Source organism: Texcoconibacillus texcoconensis (assembly GCF_014202575.1).
GTDB classification, from domain to species: domain Bacteria; phylum Bacillota; class Bacilli; order Bacillales; family Salisediminibacteriaceae; genus Texcoconibacillus; species Texcoconibacillus texcoconensis.
This window is the reverse complement of the sequence record NZ_JACHHB010000012.1, coordinates 52,258-72,615: the sequence shown is the minus strand read 5'-3', so window position 1 is coordinate 72,615 and position 20,358 is coordinate 52,258. Positions and strand designations below refer to the sequence as shown.

General features: G+C 41.5%; 22 protein-coding genes, 1 riboswitch and 1 other annotated feature. Of the genes, 21 read left to right on the top strand and 1 reads right to left on the bottom strand.

What is annotated here, in order from left to right; translation table 11 throughout:
- The first annotated feature begins 14 nt into the window (after nucleotides 1–14).
- Nucleotides 15–97: riboswitch (cyclic di-GMP riboswitch) on the top strand.
- A gap of 32 nt (nucleotides 98–129) precedes the next feature.
- The 20 genes from HNQ41_RS12770 (at nucleotide 130) to rpmA (ending at nucleotide 17,983) form a co-directional block, all read left to right on the top strand.
- Nucleotides 130–657: a type II secretion system protein gene (locus HNQ41_RS12770; RefSeq protein WP_184664819.1), complete on the top strand. Its 528-nt coding sequence runs from the start codon at nucleotides 130–132 to the stop codon at nucleotides 655–657.
- A 376-nt stretch (nucleotides 658–1,033) separates the two neighbouring features.
- Nucleotides 1,034–1,789, top strand: a complete 756-nt coding sequence (locus HNQ41_RS12765; protein ID WP_184664818.1) for a prepilin peptidase — start codon at nucleotides 1,034–1,036, stop codon at nucleotides 1,787–1,789.
- Nucleotides 1,790–1,816: 27 nt separating this feature from the next.
- Nucleotides 1,817–2,767 carry a type IV pilus biogenesis protein PilM gene (pilM, locus tag HNQ41_RS12760; RefSeq protein WP_184664817.1) on the top strand — a complete coding sequence of 317 codons (951 nt, stop codon included), beginning with the start codon at nucleotides 1,817–1,819 and terminating at the stop codon, nucleotides 2,765–2,767.
- A 2-nt stretch (nucleotides 2,768–2,769) separates the two neighbouring features.
- Nucleotides 2,770–3,360, top strand: coding sequence for a hypothetical protein (locus tag HNQ41_RS12755; RefSeq protein WP_184664816.1), 591 nt, complete (start codon nucleotides 2,770–2,772; stop codon nucleotides 3,358–3,360).
- The gene (locus HNQ41_RS12750; RefSeq protein ID WP_184664815.1) at nucleotides 3,353–4,006 is read left to right on the top strand and encodes a hypothetical protein; all 654 of its coding nucleotides are present in this window, start codon (nucleotides 3,353–3,355) and stop codon (nucleotides 4,004–4,006) included. Before HNQ41_RS12755 ends, HNQ41_RS12750 begins: the two co-directional genes overlap by 8 nt.
- Nucleotides 4,007–4,338: 332 nt before the next feature.
- Nucleotides 4,339–5,421 carry a hypothetical protein gene (locus HNQ41_RS12745; RefSeq protein WP_184664814.1) on the top strand — a complete coding sequence of 361 codons (1,083 nt, stop codon included), beginning with the start codon at nucleotides 4,339–4,341 and terminating at the stop codon, nucleotides 5,419–5,421.
- A 209-nt stretch (nucleotides 5,422–5,630) separates the two neighbouring features.
- A complete protein-coding gene (aspA, locus tag HNQ41_RS12740; protein WP_184664813.1) occupies nucleotides 5,631–7,058 on the top strand; it encodes an aspartate ammonia-lyase in 1,428 nt (475 codons plus the stop codon).
- Nucleotides 7,059–7,147: 89 nt separating this feature from the next.
- Nucleotides 7,148–7,726, top strand: coding sequence for a Maf family protein (locus HNQ41_RS12735; RefSeq protein ID WP_184664812.1), 579 nt, complete (start codon nucleotides 7,148–7,150; stop codon nucleotides 7,724–7,726).
- A gap of 93 nt (nucleotides 7,727–7,819) precedes the next feature.
- Entirely contained in the window at nucleotides 7,820–8,494 is a 675-nt protein-coding gene (gene radC, locus HNQ41_RS12730) for a RadC family protein (protein WP_184664853.1), read from the top strand.
- 169 nt (nucleotides 8,495–8,663) lie between these two features.
- Nucleotides 8,664–9,704 (top strand): rod shape-determining protein, encoded by a 1,041-nt coding sequence (locus HNQ41_RS12725; protein ID WP_184664811.1) that lies wholly within the window; start codon nucleotides 8,664–8,666, stop codon nucleotides 9,702–9,704.
- 13 nt (nucleotides 9,705–9,717) lie between these two features.
- Nucleotides 9,718–10,599: a rod shape-determining protein MreC gene (gene mreC, locus HNQ41_RS12720; protein WP_184664810.1), complete on the top strand. Its 882-nt coding sequence runs from the start codon at nucleotides 9,718–9,720 to the stop codon at nucleotides 10,597–10,599.
- Nucleotides 10,596–11,120 carry a rod shape-determining protein MreD gene (gene mreD, locus HNQ41_RS12715; RefSeq protein ID WP_184664809.1) on the top strand — a complete coding sequence of 175 codons (525 nt, stop codon included), beginning with the start codon at nucleotides 10,596–10,598 and terminating at the stop codon, nucleotides 11,118–11,120. The genes mreC and mreD overlap by 4 nt, the downstream gene beginning before the upstream one ends.
- Before the next feature lie 63 nt (nucleotides 11,121–11,183).
- Entirely contained in the window at nucleotides 11,184–11,897 is a 714-nt protein-coding gene (minC, locus tag HNQ41_RS12710; protein ID WP_184664808.1) for a septum site-determining protein MinC, read from the top strand.
- A gap of 138 nt (nucleotides 11,898–12,035) precedes the next feature.
- Entirely contained in the window at nucleotides 12,036–12,833 is a 798-nt protein-coding gene (gene minD, locus HNQ41_RS12705) for a septum site-determining protein MinD (protein WP_184664807.1), read from the top strand.
- A gap of 322 nt (nucleotides 12,834–13,155) precedes the next feature.
- A complete protein-coding gene (locus tag HNQ41_RS12700; protein ID WP_184664806.1) occupies nucleotides 13,156–13,965 on the top strand; it encodes a M23 family metallopeptidase in 810 nt (269 codons plus the stop codon).
- 88 nt (nucleotides 13,966–14,053) lie between these two features.
- Entirely contained in the window at nucleotides 14,054–14,827 is a 774-nt protein-coding gene (locus HNQ41_RS12695; protein WP_184664805.1) for a M50 family metallopeptidase, read from the top strand.
- 494 nt (nucleotides 14,828–15,321) lie between these two features.
- Nucleotides 15,322–16,830, top strand: coding sequence for an Rne/Rng family ribonuclease (locus tag HNQ41_RS12690; protein ID WP_184664804.1), 1,509 nt, complete (start codon nucleotides 15,322–15,324; stop codon nucleotides 16,828–16,830).
- 95 nt (nucleotides 16,831–16,925) lie between these two features.
- Nucleotides 16,926–17,009 (top strand) — a sequence feature (ribosomal protein L21 leader region).
- Between the two features lie 14 nt (nucleotides 17,010–17,023).
- Nucleotides 17,024–17,332, top strand: coding sequence for a 50S ribosomal protein L21 (rplU, locus tag HNQ41_RS12685; protein WP_184664803.1), 309 nt, complete (start codon nucleotides 17,024–17,026; stop codon nucleotides 17,330–17,332).
- An 11-nt stretch (nucleotides 17,333–17,343) separates the two neighbouring features.
- Nucleotides 17,344–17,673, top strand: a complete 330-nt coding sequence (locus tag HNQ41_RS12680; protein WP_184664802.1) for a ribosomal-processing cysteine protease Prp — start codon at nucleotides 17,344–17,346, stop codon at nucleotides 17,671–17,673.
- A gap of 16 nt (nucleotides 17,674–17,689) precedes the next feature.
- Complete coding sequence (gene rpmA, locus HNQ41_RS12675) at nucleotides 17,690–17,983, top strand: 50S ribosomal protein L27 (protein WP_184664801.1); 294 nt, start codon at nucleotides 17,690–17,692, stop codon at nucleotides 17,981–17,983.
- A gap of 89 nt (nucleotides 17,984–18,072) precedes the next feature.
- On the opposite strand, the gene HNQ41_RS12670 is transcribed toward rpmA, so the two are convergent.
- Complete coding sequence (locus HNQ41_RS12670; protein ID WP_184664800.1) at nucleotides 18,073–19,485, bottom strand: TRAP transporter large permease subunit; 1,413 nt, start codon at nucleotides 19,483–19,485, stop codon at nucleotides 18,073–18,075.
- A gap of 94 nt (nucleotides 19,486–19,579) precedes the next feature.
- Between HNQ41_RS12670 and HNQ41_RS12665 the strand changes: the two genes are divergently transcribed.
- Complete coding sequence (locus HNQ41_RS12665) at nucleotides 19,580–20,320, top strand: MBL fold metallo-hydrolase (RefSeq protein ID WP_184664799.1); 741 nt, start codon at nucleotides 19,580–19,582, stop codon at nucleotides 20,318–20,320.
- Nucleotides 20,321–20,358: the final 38 nt, after the last annotated feature.

Below are 20,358 nucleotides of genomic sequence, written 5' to 3'. Positions count from 1 at the left end.
TCATATAATCGTAATAGAAACTCGGGCGCGATGAAATGTTGTCTTGATTTGGGCACTTTGACAACGTGGAGTGAGTAGTGCAACCGACCAAAAAATACTGTGATTTCATAGATGAAAAGAGGAGGAGAGATGATGAAACGGTTGTTACGAAACCAGAGAGGTTTGACACTCGTTGAACTACTCGCAGTCGTCGTTATCTTAGGTATTCTTGCCGCGATCGCGGTACCAAGTATCGGTGGTATTCTTAATAACGCAGAGAAAGATGCACACGTGGCTAACGCTGAGCAAATGGCTAGTTCTGCACAATTGTATATGACATCGAATCCAGGGTTTGAGGATGGTGAAGTGAAGATTTATGTAGAAGGACCAGAGGGAGGTCAATCTGATGAACCTTCACTCGTCGAAAATGGCTACTTGGAACCAGTGGCAGATCCTTCAAGTGATGATAATATTGATGGGAATAATTCCTATGTTATCGTTACTGAAGACGATGACAGCACAGGTTACAATTATTACGTGAAGATTGAGGATTATATTAGTGAAGCTAGTGCATCGGAAGAAGATCTAGGTCACGACGAATTCGATGATGCAATCCACATCGAAGACATCCGCGAACACGGCCGCGAAATCGTTGATCTAGATGGTGGCTCTGAATAATAAACACCTCCCCCTCCGAAAACTCGGAGGGGATTTTTTGTATGAGTAAAATGTTTGAGTAAGAAATAAGTGGACAAAAAGGTGAAAATTGTAAAACTTAATAATAACTGAAGTATTTCTTACTTAATTATTATCGATGCCACCAAGAGGAAGCTGAAGCGTTGCCCGCGGAAGGCGTCCGCCTGTAACGGATTCTCATGATAACCTTCTTGTTCAAAAGGAACATAACAACTAAAAATTATGTGTTCCTCTAAAGAAAAACCTCCTACAAACGACTGATACAATCATTTTTTTCAACTTCGTTTCTCCTAAACCAAAAACGGTGCTAAAATAGAACAAAAGGTTTGTTACAATCGACTCGTAAAGGACGAAGGTTATGCTTACATTTGCCGTAATTTACGCATTCATTATTGGGCTTGTATTAGGCTCGTTTTATAACGTCGTCGGTTTGCGTTGGGTGGCCGGTGAATCGGTCGTCTCACCACGATCGCATTGTCCGAATTGTAAACGTACGCTACAGGCGATCGACTTAATCCCTCTGCTCTCTTATCTCGTCCTAAAAGGGCGTTGTCGCGGGTGTCAAACGAAGATCTCCCTCCTCTATCCGACGATGGAACTGATGACAGGTAGTTTATTTGCGACGATGGTTTACATATTTGGCTTTTCTACAGAAACAATCGTCGCTTTATTATTTGTTTCGCTTTTACATATTATTGTCGTCACAGATTTAACGGCGATGCTTATTCTTAACCGGGTACTCTTATTGTTTTTTATCCCGATTGCGCTGTTACGTTTCTCCATTGCCCCGCTTGAACCATGGTGGGACGCACCGCTTGCTGGTGCTGTCGGATTTCTCGTATTGCTAGCAATTGCTTACGTCTCAAAGGGAGGCATGGGTGGGGGCGATATTAAATTATTTTTCGTTCTCGGCTTCGTGCTTGGAACGGTACAAACCCTTTTAACGCTTTTTTTCGCCTCGGTCATCGGTGCAGTTGTCGGGTTAAGTTTCAGGGCTTTCGGTTGGATAAAACGAAGACAACACATCCCGTTTGCGCCCTTTATTGCGATGGCTGCACTTATCGCTTACATCATAGGTGAAAACATCTGGGCTTGGTATGTCCAATGGCTATAATCATTTGTTCGTGAAGGAGGCCCGTGTATGCCCATACTAAACAGAAATCAACGAACCGTTTTATCGTTTCACGATGACGTGATTCGTTACGCTCATAGTCGGCGCCCGGATCCGAAGGCGCTCATACGACATGGCGAAGCCCCACTTCCAGAAGGGGTAATTGAATCGGGTGTCATTCAAGATGAAAAACAATTTACTGATATATTAAAGCAATGCGTAAAAGACTGGAAATTGCGTCGACAAGAGGCCTATTTTCATATCCCTGATTCCACTGTCGTGTTACGAAAACATAAGATTCCATTAGATGTTCCTTTAGAAGAAGCCTACGGCCACCTTTATAGTGAACTAGGGGAGACCTTACATTTGCCGTTCCAACAACCTGTTTTTGATATTTATCCACTCGGTGAAAAAGAAGGGGAGCGTGAATTACTCGTTTTCGCTGCACCAGAACATGTGATTGAGACGTATCAACGAGCATTGACAAAGGCGGGATTAAAACCTGTCGTTGCCGATGTGTCGGCACTTAGCGTTTTTCGTCTAGTCGAGTGGCTTGACCTTGTCACGAAAGAGGATCATGACCTTGTGATCCAATTTCGTGGCGATGCAGTTAACCTCAGTGTTTTTCACCAAGGCATTCCATACTTAATGCGCTATATCTCATTTGCAGAAAGTTTGCGTGTCGTACAAGATGGAGAAAGTGAGGATCACGAAGGCGATCAATTGCACCTTGTGTCGACGATAAGAACGGAGATCGATAAAGTGTTAAATTTTTATCGCTACAGTCTCCACCAAGGACAAAAAGGCGTAACGCGAATCGTAATAACGGGTGATTCCGCAATTGAACGAGAACTTCACCGCGAGTTTAGCGCCGAAGGTTATAAAGTGTTACCAAGTATGGATGAAAAAACAGATGAACCATATGCGATACTACGAACGCATAATGAAGTGGCAGGTTTGATTTTAAAAAATGAGGTGTAACGATGGCTGTTGAAATTAATTTGCTACCAGAAGAACAACGAAATAAATCAACCCTAAAACGTTTCCTCATTTTACTGATAGCTTTTCTTATAGCGTTTGCCCTGTCTGTTTGGTTATATGGTCAACACCTTGAGCAAGAGGCGAGAGAATGGCGGCAACAAGCGGATCACTTGTGGACAAGCTATGATGAGCGAGCGCAAGACATAGAGAAGTGGCGCTCATCAGATATTCATCAGTGGTCACAATATGTTGATGAAGTTGAAGAAGGTTTGTTTCCTTTCTCAGAAGTATTTTCAGATATCGACGCTTACCTCCCAGATGAAGCGGTCGTAACAGAAATTCATTATGGATATCCAGAAGAGCTATTTTTGTCTATCGATTTTGAAACGATCGATGCTATCGCAGTATATCAAGAAGAGTGGCAAGATACGTCTTACATTGATGAGGTTTGGCTTGAGAGAATTGATAGTGAATTTTCCGACGACCTTTCGTTATATGGAGATGAAGATATATTACCGAAGTATCGAGCAAATTTAACGCTGATGTTCTCAGAAGGCGTGACGTCAGACGAGGAGGAAGATGAGAATGATTAACACGAAAAGAGAGCGAATGCTCGTAACTTTGACTGTTGTTGTGTTGTGCTTGGCGATCATCATTCTTAGCTTTCTTTATTTATCTCCACGTTGGTCAGAACGAGCGGACGCAATCGCTGATTATGAGCAAGCTGAGGGACAATTGCAACAAATTGAAGGGGTTTATCAAGAAGTTGAACAAGAACGTGAGCGTCAAGACGGAAGGTATAGTGACGACTTGCGAAAACTTCCTCCCGCACCAATGACTGAAGTGTGGGTGATGGATTTATTACGAGCTGAGTCATTAGCTAATGTGTATATGACAGAAGCGAATTTTTCTCAACAAGAGCGTGAGGAAGGTGACGAGTCAGCGATCCAACGCCAGCAAGTGAATATGCAAGTTCAAGCGACAAGCGACGCATCATTACAACGCTTCTTTGATGAATTAGATCGCCTCCCTCGTCTTGTGAATATTGAAGAAGTCTATTACCAAGGAACAGATACCGATACACAAATTGATGGTGTGGCACCGAAAAATTTTAACGTAACGGTCACTTCTTACTATATTCCGAATGAAATGTTACACGAACAAATAAGGGATTCCTCTATGACGATCGAAGGTTCTACAGACATCGATGCTTTTTTTCAAGGAGAACCAATGTCATAATGTTTTAACCAACCTCACGAATGTAATCAGTTATTACGAAGTTTAACGTTCGTTTTTGAAACTGATTGAAACGAAAGGCGGTGACGCCCAAAGGATAATCGCAGTCTGAAGATCCAATTCAGCGACGGATCGTGGAGCTGAATTTAGCTGAAGACAAGCCCTTGGGAAAGCGTCCGCCTGCAGTGAAAATCACAATCCATGTTCGGAAATGATCTTTACATCATCGATTATGAAAATCAAAAAATGTCTAAAAGCACAAAACTTCTCGTTCTATTATTTTTTTCTCGTTAATAGTCTATAGTAAAACGGAAACTAGAAAGGGGCTGACGAACGTGGCTTACGACCCGCGTATATCAGTTCGTTTAAACGGGGAGCAACATCAATTTAAAGAGAGGAAAGAGGCGAATTCTTCAGTCAAAGGTCACGAAACAATGCAGGTTGAGTTAGCTGAACAGCAAACTGACTCAGAAGGGACAAGCATTTATTCGTTCTCATCAAATGACGACGCACAAGAAGAAAAGAAAAACGTGATTGATTTTGAAGAAAGACGGGACAAGCATGAGCGTGATAATGAGCCGTATTGGGATGATGGCAAGAGCGAAAAAAGTCCGAAGCTGCCACCCTTTGCTCGCAAAAAACGCCGTGGCAAACCTTGGACTTTTGAATTACAGCCACACCAATGGCGTACATTAGGCATTGTATTTGGTGCAGTCTTTTTCGGGTTAGTGTTAGGTTCGATTATTTTATCGTTATTTACATCAAATGAACTGTCCTCAGAGGCTTCTGGGGGCGTTAATATGACTGATTCGCAAGGTGGAACAGTGGCCTCGGCAGTTGATGGAGGGCATGAAGATGGTTATTTGGTGCCTGCGCGTTCATTTACCGTTGTCCAAGGGGGCGCTTTCTCAGATATTGAAACGGGAAAAACATACGCTGAATCAATTCAAGAACGTGGTGGTGCCTCTACACTTGTTCTAAGTGAAGACACAACATTTATGTATATTGGCGTAGCCAAAGAAAGAGATGAAGTTGGTACGTTCATGGACTACTACGCAGGACAAGGGCAAGAAACGTATGTGAAAGAGCATGAGACACCGAAAATTGCAGTTGAAGATGAAGAATTAGCTGAGTGGTTATATGAAGGCGGCGAAAGGTTGGTGGGGTTAGCAAAGCATGGAGGACATGCTGATGAGCCCATTGACGTTGACCATCAAGCGTTAGAGGAATGGTATGATCAAGCCATTCAGTTAGAAGGGTCCGGAGGTGAATGGAAGGACCAATATATCACACAATTGGTTTCGGCAGTTATTACTGGTTATAAAACAAGTGAAAGTGATGAAATGGTGAATTGGTCATTCCAACAAGCTGTTCTCGATGGCCTTGCATCATATGATCAACTTGTCCATTCGTTGTGAACAAAATAAGTCATGAAGATCCTCTCCAAAGTAAAAGGTACATCAAAAGTGTAATGGATGTACCTTTTCGTATAACGGAGGGGATTATTTATTATGAATATATGCTCTTTTCGTTTACATAGTTTGCTAGATTCCTTACAATAATGGGGATGGTTGAATGGAAAATACCTATACGGATAGGATAAGCATATAGAAAGGACGGAGTCATAATGGCTGATCAAATGCGAGTAGAACGGGATTTAATGGGAGAAAAGAAGATCCCAAAACAGGCATATTACGGAATTCAAACGATGCGGGCAGTGGAAAATTTCCCGATTACGGGCTATCCGCCCCATGTGGAATTAATTCGTGGTCTTGGATACGTTAAAAAAGCAGCAGCAATGGCGAACCGAGATGTTGGTGCGTTATCACCTAACATTGCGGATGCGATTATTGAAGCTGCACAAGAAGTGATTGATGGCCATTTGAACGGCGAGTTTATCGTCGATAGTATTCAGGGAGGGGCAGGGACCTCTTTGAATATGAATGCCAATGAAGTCATTGCCAACCGTGCAATCGAAATCATCGGTGGAGAAAAGGGAGATTACATACACGTCAGCCCAACGACCCATGTAAATATGGCGCAGTCCACGAACGATGCGCTACCTACAGCGATTCACATCGCTTGTTTGAAACTATCAAGTGGTTTGATTGATGCGCTAAGTGGTGCCATCGAAGCGATAAAGGAGAAGGAAGCGGAATTTGATGACGTCATTAAAATGGGGCGTACGCATTTGCAAGATGCAGTACCGATTCGTCTCGGACAAGAGTTTGGTGCCTATCGACGTGTCCTCGAGCGCGATTTAAAAAGATTCAAACAGTCGGTCAACCAACTATATGAGATCAACATGGGCGCAACCGCTGTCGGAACAGGATTGAATGCAATGCCTGAATACATAGATAATGTCGTTGGGTATTTGCAAGAGTTAACGGGACATCCGTTTTATTCAGCAGAACATCTCGTCGATGCGACCCAAAATACAGACGTTTATACGCAATTGTCTAGTTCAATGAAGATTCTCTCGATTAATTTGTCAAAGCAAGCCAATGACCTTCGCCTCATGAGTTCAGGGCCGCGCACAGGATTAAATGAAATCAACTTGCCGCCTCGTCAAGCAGGATCATCGATTATGCCAGGAAAAGTAAACCCTGTCATGTGCGAAGTGGTTAACCAAATCGCATTCCAAGTCCAGGGCAACGATCAGACGATCAGTCTTGCTTCGGAAGCAGGTCAATTAGAGTTAAATGTGATGCAACCAGTACTTGTATTTAACTTATTGCAATCATTTACAATCTTACAAAATGGTTTGAATGTGTATCGTGAATATGCCATTGAGGGAATGACTGCTAATGTAGAACGTTGCCGTGAATTGGTTGAACACAGTGTCGGAATTATTACAGCGATCAACCCTCATGTTGGCTATGAAACAGCTTCTCGTATTGCAAAAGAAGCGATTTCTAGCGGTAGGTCCGTTCGAGAAATTTGCGTAGAAAAAGGAATATTAACAGAAGAAGAATTAAATCAAATTTTAGATCCGCAAGATATGACAAACCCAGGGGTATCGGGACGTGATTTATTGTATAGAGATCGAAAATAATTGAAAAATGATTGTGACATATTGTTCGGTTTGGTATGCTTAAAGTATCCTCCTGAACAATATGCACAATCAGTGAAAGGAGGATCTCCTTGAAACCACTTATTTTAGCCTCAGCATCACCTCGAAGAAAAGACTTGCTTGAACAAGCAGGGATTTCGTTTTCCATCGTCGTAAGTGACGCCAATGAACAAATTGACGAACAGTTTACGCCAGAGGAAGCAGTTCTATCGCTTGCTGAACAAAAGGCGACGACTGTTTTCGAACAACATCCTCAATCGATCGTTCTCGGTTCAGATACTGTCGTTAGTCTGGACGGTGAAATTCTTGGTAAACCCGCTAGTGAACAAGAAGCTTTTCGTATGCTTCGTGCATTATCAGGTCGCACGCATCAAGTATTCACAGGGGTCTGTATTGTATCTGAAGAGGGTATGGAATCTTTTTATGAAGAAGTGGATGTTTCATTTTATCCTTTGACGGATGAAGAAATCACCGCCTATATCAATACGCAAGAAGCATTTGATAAAGCAGGTGGTTATGGGATTCAAGGGGTCGGTTCCTTGTTCGTTGAGCGTATCTCAGGCGATTACTTTTCTGTTGTTGGCTTGCCAGTTTCCAAAGTTGTACGTACGTTAGCGTCTTATCAAGTATCATCACACCTGTTTCGATGATCGTCGTCTCTCCTCTATGTACATTCACCGTGACTAGCGATGGTTCTAGATATAGGTGAATATTCATATGGAGGTCATGAGATGGTTAAACCAATGATGATTCGTGATGTACCAAAGTCAGAACGCCCACGAGAAAGAATGTTACAAGAAGGGGCTCAGTCTCTTTCAAATCAAGAGTTATTCGCTTTACTTTTAGGTTCAGGAACGAAAGAAGAATCAGTCGTTCAGCTTGCAGGGCGAGTTCTTTCTCACTTTAAAAACTTGCGCTTTTTAAAAGATGCGTCAATCCATGAATTGAAACAAATTCGTGGTGTTGGTGATGCAAAAGCTGTACAAATGAAGGCAGCGATGGAAATTGGACGTCGGATGAATAGTGTTCCAGCTGAAGAACGCTATGCGATTCGTTCGCCTGAAGATGTGTCCAAACTCGTCATGGATGATATGCGCCACTTAATGCAAGAACATTTTGTAGCGATTTATCTAAATACAAAGAATGAAGTTTTATATAAGGATACGATTTTTATCGGGAGTCTCAATGCATCGATTGTTCATCCTCGTGAAGTGTATAAACAGGCTTTGCGTTACTCAGCAGCAGCTGTGATTTGTTTACACAATCACCCGAGCGGAAATCCAGACCCGAGTCGTGAAGATATTGATGTGACCCGTCGTCTCACCGAATGTGGACAAATGATCGGTATTGAATTATTGGACCACGTTATTATTGGTGACAAATGCTTTACGTCCTTGAAAGAAAAAGGATACATTTAAAAAATGGAAAGATTCGACTTTTACCTACACAGAATTTCCATGTTAAAGTAAAGTGAGGGGTTTAGGAGAAATTGAGGATTTTTTTCTTCGATTTTGAAAGTGCTACTCAACACGTACATTTTTGAGTATAATAAATGGTATCAGTTTGCATCGAAGGGAGATTACATAGATGTTTGGTGGTTTTTCAAAAGATTTAGGTATTGATTTAGGGACAGCAAATACACTCGTTTACGTAAAAGGGAAAGGTGTTATTATACGCGAACCTTCTGTCGTTGCGACGCGAGCGGACACGAATTCAATCGAAGCTGTCGGTAATGATGCGAAAAATATGATTGGTCGTACACCTGGAAACATTATTGCTGTTAGACCAATGAAAGACGGTGTCATTGCTGAATTTGATACAACAGCAACAATGATGAAGTACTTTATTAAACAAGCATTAAAAAACCGTTCTGTTATGACACGTAAGCCAAATGTGATGGTATGTGTACCGTCTGGCATTACAGCCGTTGAAAAACGTGCGGTAGAAGATGCGACAAAGCAAGCAGGCGCGCGAGAAGCTTATACGATCGAAGAGCCATTTGCAGCTGCGATCGGTGCAGACTTACCTGTTTGGGAACCGACAGGAAGTATGATTGTCGACATCGGTGGAGGAACAACGGAAGTTGCGATTATTTCACTCGGAGGTATTGTCACAAGCCAGTCCATTCGCGTCGCAGGTGATGAAATGGATGACGCTATTGTTCAGTACATTAAGAAAAAATATAACCTGATGATTGGTGAACGTACGGCCGAAGCGATCAAGTTTGAAATTGGATCTGCTAGCTCTCCTGAAGGAGTAGAAGACATGGAAATTCGTGGACGTGACCTCGTCACAGGCTTACCGAAAACGATAACCATTACATCAGGGGAAATTTCAGCTTCACTAGAAGACACAGTGTCTCAAATTGTTGAAGCGGTGAAAGACACATTAGAACAATCTCCTCCTGAATTGGCAGCCGATATCATGGATCGAGGCATCGTTCTCACAGGTGGGGGAGCAATGCTCAGAAACCTTGATCATGTCCTTAGTGAAGAAACAAATATGCCTGTGCTTGTCAGTGAAAACCCACTAGACTGTGTAGCCATTGGTACAGGAAGAGCTTTGGAAAACTTGCATTTATTCCGATCAAAAGCAGGGATCACTGCACGTTCAAACCGAAAAGGATAAGTAGGTGTCTAAGATGCCACCATTTTTTTCTAATAAACGATTAATTGTGCTACTCGTATGTATCGTTATTCTTGTCGGACTTATCGGTTATTCGATGAGTGAACGACGGTCGATGACGTGGCCAGAACAATTTATCGTCGATTCCGTCGGCTGGGTCCAATCTGTGTTTAGTCAGCCCGCTCATATGGTAGCGGGCTTCTTTGACACAATTGAGGATATTCGCAATGTATACGAGGAAAATCAAGCACTAAAAGCCCAATTGGATGATTATGCAACGGTTTCTGTTGAAGTTGATGAATTACGTAGGCAAAATGATCAATTAAAGGAATCATTAGATATTACAGAAAGTCTTTACGATGCTTCATACCGTTCAGCAGCTGTAATTAATCGCTCTCCGGATCGCTGGAATGAATTTATCGGTATTAATAAAGGTGCGCAAAATGGTATTGAAGAAGACATGTCTGTGATAACATCAGAAGGTCTCGTAGGAAAAGTGGCAAGAGTTTCGCAGTTTACCTCGACGGTTCAACTGTTGACAGACCAAGATCGAGCAAATCGAATCTCAGCTATGGCCAGTGAAGATGATAGTGTTTATGGTTTTATTGAAGGCATAGATGAAGACACTGGGTATCTCCACTTCACAAAAATTGAAACAGACATGGAAGTGGAAGAGGGAATGACCGTTGTGACTTCAGGATTAGGTGGTGTGTTTCCACGAGGATTGGAAATTGGTGAGGTTATTGGTGTTAAAGATGATGAATTTGGATTAACGCAATCGGCGTACGTGGAGCCAGCAGCGAATTTCCATCACCTTGATTATGTGATGGTTGTTGAGCGTGAGTCACAATCGCTTGAACCAGATATCGATCCAGATTTGGGGGACGATGACGAATGAACCGCTATCTGATCATTATTGTTCTTTTTCTTATGTTCATTATTGAGGGAACATGGTTTCAGTACTTTTTAGCTGACCGATTTATGATCGAGTTCCAGTGGGTTCCTCGCTTTGTCCTCGTCTTGATTATTTATATTGGATTGTTTCATGGTCGTTTAACAGGTGTCATTTATGCGCTTGCTTTCGGTATTCTCTATGATGTTGTATATGGTCCTTTTCTCGGTGTATACACGTTTTCATTCGGTTTGATTTCATACATATTATGCTGGCCACTATACATTGTACGCCGAAATGTTTCCTTGAACATCGTGGCTGCGACCATTGCTGTTCTATTTATCGAATATTTCGTTTATTTGATTAATGATGTTCTTGGGCTTGCGATGCTCAGCCATGAAGCCTTTATATATGAGCGCTTGTTACCAACGATAGGAATAAATTTTGTTTTTGCTGTAATGATTAGCTACCCTTGGCGGAAATTATTGGAAGAAATACGAAAACGAATGAATCCACAAGAAAGTTAAAGACTTTAAAAGGGTTTTTCATATCGATGTGGAATATGTCAATCATGTAGAGGTGAGTAAACCATGACAGAGAAAGAGACGAGACCACCTCGTGTAACGATTAAAGGGACCCGGGATGGACTGACGTTCATTTTAGATGATCAATGCTCGTACAATGAACTGCTAACGGAGCTCCATGAGAAACTATCAGAAGAACAGTATCGGCTCGATCATGGTCCGCTTGTTCATGTGAAACTGTTTTTAGGAAAACGTTACCTAGATGATCAACAAATTGCTGATTTGAAAGAGCAAATCAGTGAACGTAAAAATATTGTGATTGATGATATTCGCTCTGACGTCATTACTGTCGAGGAGGCTGAAAACCGCCGAAAGGACAGTCGTGTGACACGTTTAGCGAAGATTGTTCGTTCTGGACAAGTTATTGAAATTCGTGGAGATCTCTTACTGTTAGGTGACGTGAATCCAGGTGGTACAGTCCGAGCAACTGGGAACATATTTATTTTAGGTGCATTACGAGGGATTGCTCAAGCTGGGATATCAGGAGATGACCGTTCGATTATTTGTGCAGCGACGATGCAACCTTCACAGTTGCGTATTGCTGATATTCTTAGACGGGCTCCAGAAAAGGGAGAGAAAGTAGAAGAAGAACGTTTTGAAGATCTTGAATGTGCTTATGTGAACGGTCAGTTTGAGATGGTCTTAGATCAATTACAACGGGTTGCAAAGTTGCGACCTGAATTGAATGATGAATGGAATGTACGTACTGTTGATATGTAATACAATCACGAATGGTCAACATTTGCCACGAAGGTAGAGTTTGAACATTCGTCGGTCAAAGAGGGGAACGAGCGGATACGATCGAAGAAAAGTGATCGAAACAAACGCGTCGATCTCGAGGAGAAAGGGGAATGCACTGTGGGAGAGGCGATTGTCATTACATCAGGAAAAGGTGGAGTCGGAAAGACGACGACAACGGTAAACATCGGAACAGCTCTGGCGTTGACAGGAAAAAGTGTAGCGCTTGTTGATACAGATATAGGTCTTAGAAACCTTGATGTCGTCATGGGACTTGAAAACCGAATTATTTACGATCTCGTCGATGTCGTCGAGCAACAGTGTAAATTGAGTCAAGCGTTAATTCGCGACAAGCGTTTTGATTGTTTAGTATTGTTGCCGGCAGCTCAGACGAAAGACAAAGCTGCGATAGACCCAAGTGATATGGAAGAAATCGTCGAGGAATTAAAACGGGATTATGATTATGTATTAATTGATTGTCCAGCAGGGATTGAGCAAGGTTTTAAAAATGCAGTAGCAGGAGCTGATCAATCGATCGTCGTATCCACCCCAGAGGTGTCTGCTGTAAGAGATGCGGACCGAATTGTCGGGTTGTTAGAGCAAGAGGATATGGATCCACCTCGTTTGGTTGTCAACCGAATTCGTAATCATATGATGCAAAATGGAGATATGCTCGATGTCGATGAAGTAGTCTCAACACTCGCAATCGAATTATTAGGGGCAGTTGTTGATGATGATTCAGTCATTAAGGCTGCAAATGATGGTCAACCAATTGCCATGGACCCTGATAGCAAAGCTTCGATTGCTTACCGTAACATTGCTCGTCGCATTAATGGGGAGTCGGTTCCGTTAATGAATTTTGACGATGATAAAGGCGTATTAAAAAAAGTGAAAAAGTTTTTTGGCATTCGTGCGTAACGAATGTGATGGAACTTATTGAACCAGCGGTGATTGAAAAGTCATTGCTGGTTTTTTTGTTGGAGTTGGAGTTGGAGTTGGTGGAATAGTATTTTAGTCCCTATTTGATCATAAATAGTGGATTTTCGCTCGTAAAGGCATGGATTTCGTTCGTAAACTCACGATTTTCGTTCGTAAATACTTGTTTTCGTTCATAACTCCCTAGGTTTCACTCATAAACCCCAAAGCCCATCCGATTCTTCTTTTAGTCATATGTTCCCGGGACAAGTCATAGGTTGAAGTAAGGAAATGGATAAGCCTATGAAGAGGGAAGGGGAACATTATGTCCAAGAAAGTTGATAAAATTAGACGCCAACTTGATGCGAAAAGAAAAAAACGGAGTACATCATTACATCAAAGGCAACGCTCAGCTCCACAAATTTATCAGCAGCATGATGAAGCGAGAGAACATGATGATGTTGTCATCCCCCCATCGGCACCCAAAGGAAAGAACAATACAGAGTCGAAACAACCGTTGATACGTAAAGATATCTTGTTATTGCAAATGATGGGAAGCATTTGTTTGTTTCTTATCGTCGGTATTCTTTTTCAAAATCCTTCACCAACTTTTGATTCGGCACGTGACTTTATTTACCGTTCGATGACAACAGAGTTCGAATTTGACACGATTGCTCATTGGTATGAAGACCAGTTTGGAAGACCGCTAGCACTAGTACCGCCAACGACGAACGTTGCCTTAGACCAAACCGATGAACCAAATGTTGATTATGCGTATGCAGTACCCGCGAGTGGGACAGTTTCAGAGAGCTTTGATCAAAATGGACGTGGCATTTTTGTAGAGACTTCTAAAGGTTCTCAAGTTGAAGCTGTAAAAAGTGGTGTCGTGCAGTTTGTCGGGCAAGATGAAGAGGAAGAGGGGATCGGAAAAACGGTTGTTGTCCAGCACTATGATGGCGGAGAGTCATGGTACGGGTCACTTGGGGATATTGATGTAAATGTTCATGATCATGTTGAAACAGGCGATATTGTAGGTACAACATCTAAAACAAACGGAGACAGAGAAGTTTATTATTTTGCATTAAAAGAAGATGAAACATTTATTGACCCATTGGACGTGATTTCATTTGATTAATCTTCTCCGCTTGGTTCATATACACCCTTGCTTTTGGCTCGTGCTTGGTGCCGGTGCATTAACAGGTTATTTCAAGGAAGTTATCATGATGTTTTTGATTGTTTTTGTACATGAACTCGGTCACACTGTAGCAGCTATGCACTTTCGGTGGCGGATACAAAAAATTGAGTTGCTGCCATTTGGGGGTGTTGCCCATGTCGATGAACATGGTAATCGGCCTATACGAGAAGATTTCATCGTCACAATCGCAGGTCCTCTCCAGCACATATGGTTGATGGGTCTATCTTTCCTTTTATTGCCGTTTGATTGGTGGACGACAGGTGACCATGCAATTTTTATGTTTCATAACCTTACTGTCCTTTTATTTAATTTGCTTCCTATCTGGCCATTAGATGGAGGGAAAATTCTCTTTATCTTATATTCATATTACGCCCCCTTTCGAATGGCTTATGAACAATCGTTGATTCTTTCGTTTATTCTACTTGTGACAATGGGCGCTATTGCTTTAGTGCAATTACCATTTCATTTGAATTTGTGGGTTGTGCTTGCGTTTTTATTATTCCACCATTATATAGCATGGAAACAACGTTCATTTACATATATGAGATTTTTACTTGAGCGTTATGACATAGCTAGAAATGATGAGATGGTACCTCGAAAAGAGCGGAAAACTTCTGCGGATACCACAGTTATAGAAGCGATCAACATGTTACATCGCTGTGCACGATATGATTTCAAAATACCGTCAGCAGGACACACTGTACGTGAAGAAGACGCTTTAAATGCATATTTTGACCAAAAACAGAGGTTTGTTTCCTTACGGGATTTAGCGGCTACCCCACCTATATTTGATTTGAAATAAGGATGCTATATTATATTGATTTCTCTTAGGCGCTTGCCATCAATTAGGCAAGCGTTTTTGCTGTTTTCTAAAATATGAATGAATTTCATAATAGATGATGTAAAGATCATCCCCGAACATTGATTGTGATTTTTACTGCAGGCGGACGCTGTCCCAAGGCGTTGGTGATTTGAGCTTTAGGTTGATGTGGCTCTCGGCTTGCGGGTCGCGGACATACGTTCCGTTAATCCTCATTTTTGGATGCAGTAAAGGGCGAAATTTTGCAAATAACGGAATCAATGTCCCCGGCCGAAAACGAACAGTGACCGTGACTACATTGATCCGACCTGGCGTCGCCACTTTTCGCTTCTCCGAGTTCATCAAAGACAACAACGAAAAGAGCGTTTTTAAATATTGACCACCCCCTTAAAACTTTTCGCGTCCTGTGAACATTGTGTTTGCTTGCCTAATCCATGTATAATGATTGCGAATTGATCATGAAGGGGTCAAAAAACGTGAAACGAATTATTATGAATGCAAATACAGATGAAAAACGTGTAGCGCTAATTGAAGAGGGACAAGTCGTAGAGTGGATGATAGATTCACCAGACACGAGCCCGCTTGTCGGTAATATTTATAAAGGGCGTGTCGTAAATATTTTGCCAGGGATGCAAGCAGCATTTGTTGATATTGGCTTACAAAAAAATGCCTATCTCCCACTAAATGAATTACTAGCATGGCAATGGATTAGTCAAGAAGACCCTGACCAGAAACGTAGAGCTAAGATTCAATCGTTTTTAACAGAAGGACAAGAAGTTTTTGTTCAAGTAACGAAAGAACCAACGGGGTCTAAAGGTGCAAAGCTGACCGAAGTCATTGAACTTCCCGGCAAGTATCTCGTCTACCTGCCAAAAGCTAATTATGTAGCGGTATCTCGCCGCATAGAAGATGAAAAGCGAGGTGAATTACGCAAGTTTGCAAATAATGAGAGGCAACTTGACGAAGGTGTCATTATAAGAACGGAAGCAGCGAAAATATCACCCACTTATTTACAAAATGATTGGTCATTTTTAAGAAGGCGTTGGGAAAGAATTGTTGAATATTCAAAACAATTACGTACTCCCACAAAAATTCATCATGGTTCTTCAATGATAGACCGACTGATCCGTCAGTCTTTTATCGATTCGGAAACTGAAGTGATAACGGATGATAGGGTAGTTTATCATACATTAAATGATTATCTTTCTTATACAGATGATTTATCACCTTCACAGTTGTCACTTTATCAAGGGTATGATGATATATTTTCTCACTATGAACTAAAACAAGTATTACAACAAACATTATTGTCACGGGTAGAATTACTAAATGGCGGATACATTGATATTGAAAAAACGGAAGCAATGACCGTCATTGATGTGAATACCGGCACGTTTGTAGGTAAAGATACCCATGAAGAGACAATGAGAAATATGAATATACAGGCAGCCAAGACGATCGCTACAGAGATACGAAAAAGGAGCATTGGTGGAATTGTCCTCATCGACTTTATCGATATGAAGCAAGAGCGTTCCCAGAGTGATGTGTTAAGAGCGCTTGAACATAGCTTTAGAGATGATCCGATGCGTGTGAAAATTCAAGGTTTCACAAAGCTTGGACTTGTGGAAATGACACGCAAAAAAGCGTATCATGAAGTGAGTGAATTACTTACGGAACCTTGTACCACTTGTCAAGGAAGTGGGCGTGTCTTAGGAAAGTCATCCCAAATGTACGAGCTGGAACGACTACTTTACGAGTTTCAAGGCAATGATGCAGAGGCGCTCATTGTTGAAGTTCCTTCCTTTATTGCTGATAAATGGCTGGAAAACCATGCCCAAAAATTAACGGATATTGAAGCGGTCATAAGCAAAACCATTTACCTTATTAAACGAACAAACACCGAAAAAGGGGAAGTTCGTTTTGTCGGTAAAAAAGAACATGCAAAGGCTCGTTGGCAACGTTTGCTTATAGAATATAACTCTTGAACGTTCGTGACAAACTAGTCAATGGAAGTTGAGGATACATTGACACGGTTGTAGCGCTGTGGTATGATACTGTCTGTTAGTTGTTTGGTGCACCCAAAGGACTACAACCGCACAGATCAGGTTTTAAGCTTATGTATTTGCTACATAATGCACCTGTGATGGCGAGTCTTAGTGATTAAAGGAGGTGCGTGTCGTGTACGCAGTAATTGAAACAGGTGGAAAGCAAGTAAAAGTTGAAGAAGGACAAGAACTTTACGTTGAAAAGCTTAACGCAGCAGAAGGTGATTCCGTTACTTTCGACCGTGTAATTTTAGTTGGTGGAGATTCTACAAAAGTAGGAGCACCATACGTTGACGGAGCATCCGTTACAGCAAAAGTAGAAAAGCATGGTAAAGGTAAAAAGGAAGTTATCTTCAAAATGAAGCGTCGTAAAAACTACCGTCGTAAGCAAGGTCACCGTCAACCATACACAAAAGTAACGGTTGAAGGAATCAAAGCTTAATAGGTTCGTCGATGATACGTGTATCGATTGAACGAAATCAAGACGGTAAAATCGATGCTTTTTCGATGGAAGGACACGCTGATTTCGCTCCTCACGGTCAAGATCTTGTCTGTGCAGGTGCATCGGCTGTTGCATTTGGAGCCGTAAACGCAATTGATGCAGTTTGCCAAGTTCAATTGGATGTTGAAATGGCAAATGACGGCGGTTTTCTCCGCTGCGGTGTTCCGAATGAAATCGGAAATCAAGCGTACGAGAATGTACAGTTGCTCTTGGAAGGTATGGTTGTATCATTACAAACCATCGAAGAGCAGTACGGTGAATATATAACCATTCATGGATAAACAGGAGGTGAACAACATGCTTCTAAACCTAGATTTGCAATTTTTCGCTCAGAAAAAAGGTGTAGGTAGTACGAAGAACGGTCGTGACTCGATCTCAAAACGTCTTGGTACAAAACGTGCTGACGGTCAGCAAGTTACAGGCGGTTCTATCCTCGTTCGCCAACGTGGTACGAAAATCTACCCAGGTGAAAACGTAGGAAAAGGCGGCGATGACACATTGTTTGCAAAAGCAGACGGTGTTGTTAAATTCGAACGCGTCGGACGTGACCGTAAGCGCGTTAGCGTTTACCCAGTTGCACAAGAAGCGTAAAACGTCATAAAAAGAGAGTACTCAATAATGGGTACTCTCTTTTTTCGTTTCTTTAGCGTTTAGCACTTTCCCCTCGATCTCCGACGCTTTTAAATCCAGCCAAGAACAAAAAAGCTATATAATGTTAAAGATAGAAAAATCATCGACAACAAAACGAACATTGCGTTTTGTTTAGCGATTTTAAAGGTTGAAATGTTAATTAACCTCGAAGCCATCAACACTTGACCTGAGAAAGGGGAAACTTGCGTCGCGAGCGACCAAGCTAATAATAACGTTAATGCTAAGTACTCTGGACTGACACCTAATGTTACTGGCGAAAGTGAACTTCCGATACCGATCACAATGACAATTGGATGAATGCCTAATTGGGCCAATAAAATCGAGACAATGATAATCAATAAGGTGAGAAAGTATACGGAACCAAGAGATACTCGGTCTAAAAAGGTGGACACCCATTCTCCCATGTTCGTATTATTAATTGCTGTCCCGAAATAACCAGCACTAATAAAGATGGCTAGCACATTTTTCACCTTTGGAAACGCAGATTGGATATGTGAGGAAACATCCTGAACATATTGTTTTAAAATGTTTGAATATAGCGCCCATAAGAGTGGCAAAGCAATCGCTAGAAAAGACACGATCGTGATCATGTTCATCTCTAGCCAATAATCAAGCAAGATCGAAAGCGTTAATAAAACCATTGTAAATAAAATTAGCGGTCTTAACGAATATGATTCAACCTCATCTTCAGCTTGCGCTTCCCTTTCAATGAAGGGGTCATTGTCGAAAGAAATACGAGAAAGCATCAACGTACTTAACGTACCGTGGATCAAAGCAAGAATAAACCCGTAAAGGCCTATTTGGAACCATGAAACATCAAACAGCACCGTGACGAGACCGACATTAACAAAATAAGGAGACCATAACATACAAAATCCAAATGCCCTCATGATATGTAAAGTGAGCTTTCGTTCATGAAAAGAGGTGAAGCTTTCATCAGCAATTCGTTTGACGATCGACATCGCCCCAAAGTTTAAAACCGTCCCCGTTGTTGCCAGTAATAAAAATCCCATTTTATACGGGTGATTTTGTCCATTACGTGCTCTTTTTTGAATTGCATATTGTAAAGCGTTCAAATACCCAGCACTCGAGAGGAATGTACCAATTAAAGGGATAAACAAAAATAAAGCTAATAGATTAATATTTTCACCAAATCCAAGTACAACTTGATATAAGGCGACACCTTCAATGTAAAAAATCATTGTCCCAACAATGATCAGTGTTAAGGCAACGATCCGATTCAACATCGTAATATGGAAGAGTGCATAAATAAACAATCCTGAAGCAAGTAAACTATAAACGAAGCCGAGCCATGAAAGTGGAAAAATATATTCAAATAAATAGAAGAATGTACACACATAAGCAATAATACTTAAAAAACGATCCAGCTTCGTCTGTCTCGTTTTCACCACCTTCTTTCTGAATCTTTTTAAATGTTTCATAACATCCCCTATATTACCATAAAAAAGGTGTGTAAGCGTGCAAAATCGGGAATACAGAATTGTAGGAACCAATAAATCACAAGGAGCGTATGAGATGAAACTGACGATTATTGGACATTGGGGCGCCTACCCAGAAGCAGGAGAAGCAACATCGTCTTACTTAATTGAAGATGAAAACACAAAATTACTATTAGACTGTGGAAGCGCATCTGTTTCCACACTGCAACAATATACAACATTAGAAGACATTGACGCTGTTCTTCTTTCCCATCACCATCATGACCACGTCGCAGATCTCGGTGTTTTAAAATACAGTCGCATTGTAAGCATAGGACTAGGAAATACAAACGAAAACATACCGGTTTATAGCCCAGCAAAAGAATCGGAAGACAAGCGCACACCATTCAAAGGAAAAGGGATCACATTCCATACATATCAAGAAACCGATCAACTTCTTTTTGGAAACATCCAAGTAACATTTCAGAAAACGATCCATCCGTCACCTTGTTATGCGATGAGAGTTGAGCAGTTAGACACAAGGAGGGTGCTTACATATACAGCTGATACCAGTTTTGACGCTTCACTATCAACATTTGCAGCTCATAGTGACATCTTGATCGCAGAATCAAGTTTTTATGATGGACAAGATGCAACAAGTTACGGACATTTGACATCAACGCAAGCTGCGACCATCGCTGATCAAGCATTTGCAGACACACTCGTTTTAACGCACCTTCCTCATTTCGGTGACAAAAAGCAGCTAGTAACTGAAGCGGCTACGGTTTTTGCAGGGAATATTGAACTAGCCCAAAAAGGAAAGCAATTGTCGATTTAAAATGATTTTAAACAGCAAATCTTTTGCACATTAAAATG

What these genes read in the sequence shown, in the direction of transcription:
- HNQ41_RS12750 (WP_184664815.1), top strand. Translation starts at nt 3,353, where the DNA reads ATGATTAACACGAAAAGAGAGCGAATGCTCGTAACTTTGACTGTTGTT.
- minC (WP_184664808.1), top strand. Translation starts at nt 11,184, where the DNA reads ATGACAGAGAAAGAGACGAGACCACCTCGTGTAACGATTAAAGGGACC.
- HNQ41_RS12665 (WP_184664799.1), top strand. Translation starts at nt 19,580, where the DNA reads ATGAAACTGACGATTATTGGACATTGGGGCGCCTACCCAGAAGCAGGA.
- mreD (WP_184664809.1), top strand. Translation starts at nt 10,596, where the DNA reads ATGAACCGCTATCTGATCATTATTGTTCTTTTTCTTATGTTCATTATT.
- rpmA (WP_184664801.1), top strand. Translation starts at nt 17,690, where the DNA reads ATGCTTCTAAACCTAGATTTGCAATTTTTCGCTCAGAAAAAAGGTGTA.
- aspA (WP_184664813.1), top strand. Translation starts at nt 5,631, where the DNA reads ATGGCTGATCAAATGCGAGTAGAACGGGATTTAATGGGAGAAAAGAAG.
- HNQ41_RS12700 (WP_184664806.1), top strand. Translation starts at nt 13,156, where the DNA reads ATGTCCAAGAAAGTTGATAAAATTAGACGCCAACTTGATGCGAAAAGA.
- HNQ41_RS12695 (WP_184664805.1), top strand. Translation starts at nt 14,054, where the DNA reads ATGTTTTTGATTGTTTTTGTACATGAACTCGGTCACACTGTAGCAGCT.
- mreC (WP_184664810.1), top strand. Translation starts at nt 9,718, where the DNA reads ATGCCACCATTTTTTTCTAATAAACGATTAATTGTGCTACTCGTATGT.
- HNQ41_RS12670 (WP_184664800.1), bottom strand. Translation starts at nt 19,485, where the DNA reads ATGAAACATTTAAAAAGATTCAGAAAGAAGGTGGTGAAAACGAGACAG.
- HNQ41_RS12725 (WP_184664811.1), top strand. Translation starts at nt 8,664, where the DNA reads ATGTTTGGTGGTTTTTCAAAAGATTTAGGTATTGATTTAGGGACAGCA.
- pilM (WP_184664817.1), top strand. Translation starts at nt 1,817, where the DNA reads ATGCCCATACTAAACAGAAATCAACGAACCGTTTTATCGTTTCACGAT.
- radC (WP_184664853.1), top strand. Translation starts at nt 7,820, where the DNA reads ATGATGATTCGTGATGTACCAAAGTCAGAACGCCCACGAGAAAGAATG.
- HNQ41_RS12680 (WP_184664802.1), top strand. Translation starts at nt 17,344, where the DNA reads ATGATACGTGTATCGATTGAACGAAATCAAGACGGTAAAATCGATGCT.
- HNQ41_RS12770 (WP_184664819.1), top strand. Translation starts at nt 130, where the DNA reads ATGATGAAACGGTTGTTACGAAACCAGAGAGGTTTGACACTCGTTGAA.
- HNQ41_RS12765 (WP_184664818.1), top strand. Translation starts at nt 1,034, where the DNA reads ATGCTTACATTTGCCGTAATTTACGCATTCATTATTGGGCTTGTATTA.
- HNQ41_RS12755 (WP_184664816.1), top strand. Translation starts at nt 2,770, where the DNA reads ATGGCTGTTGAAATTAATTTGCTACCAGAAGAACAACGAAATAAATCA.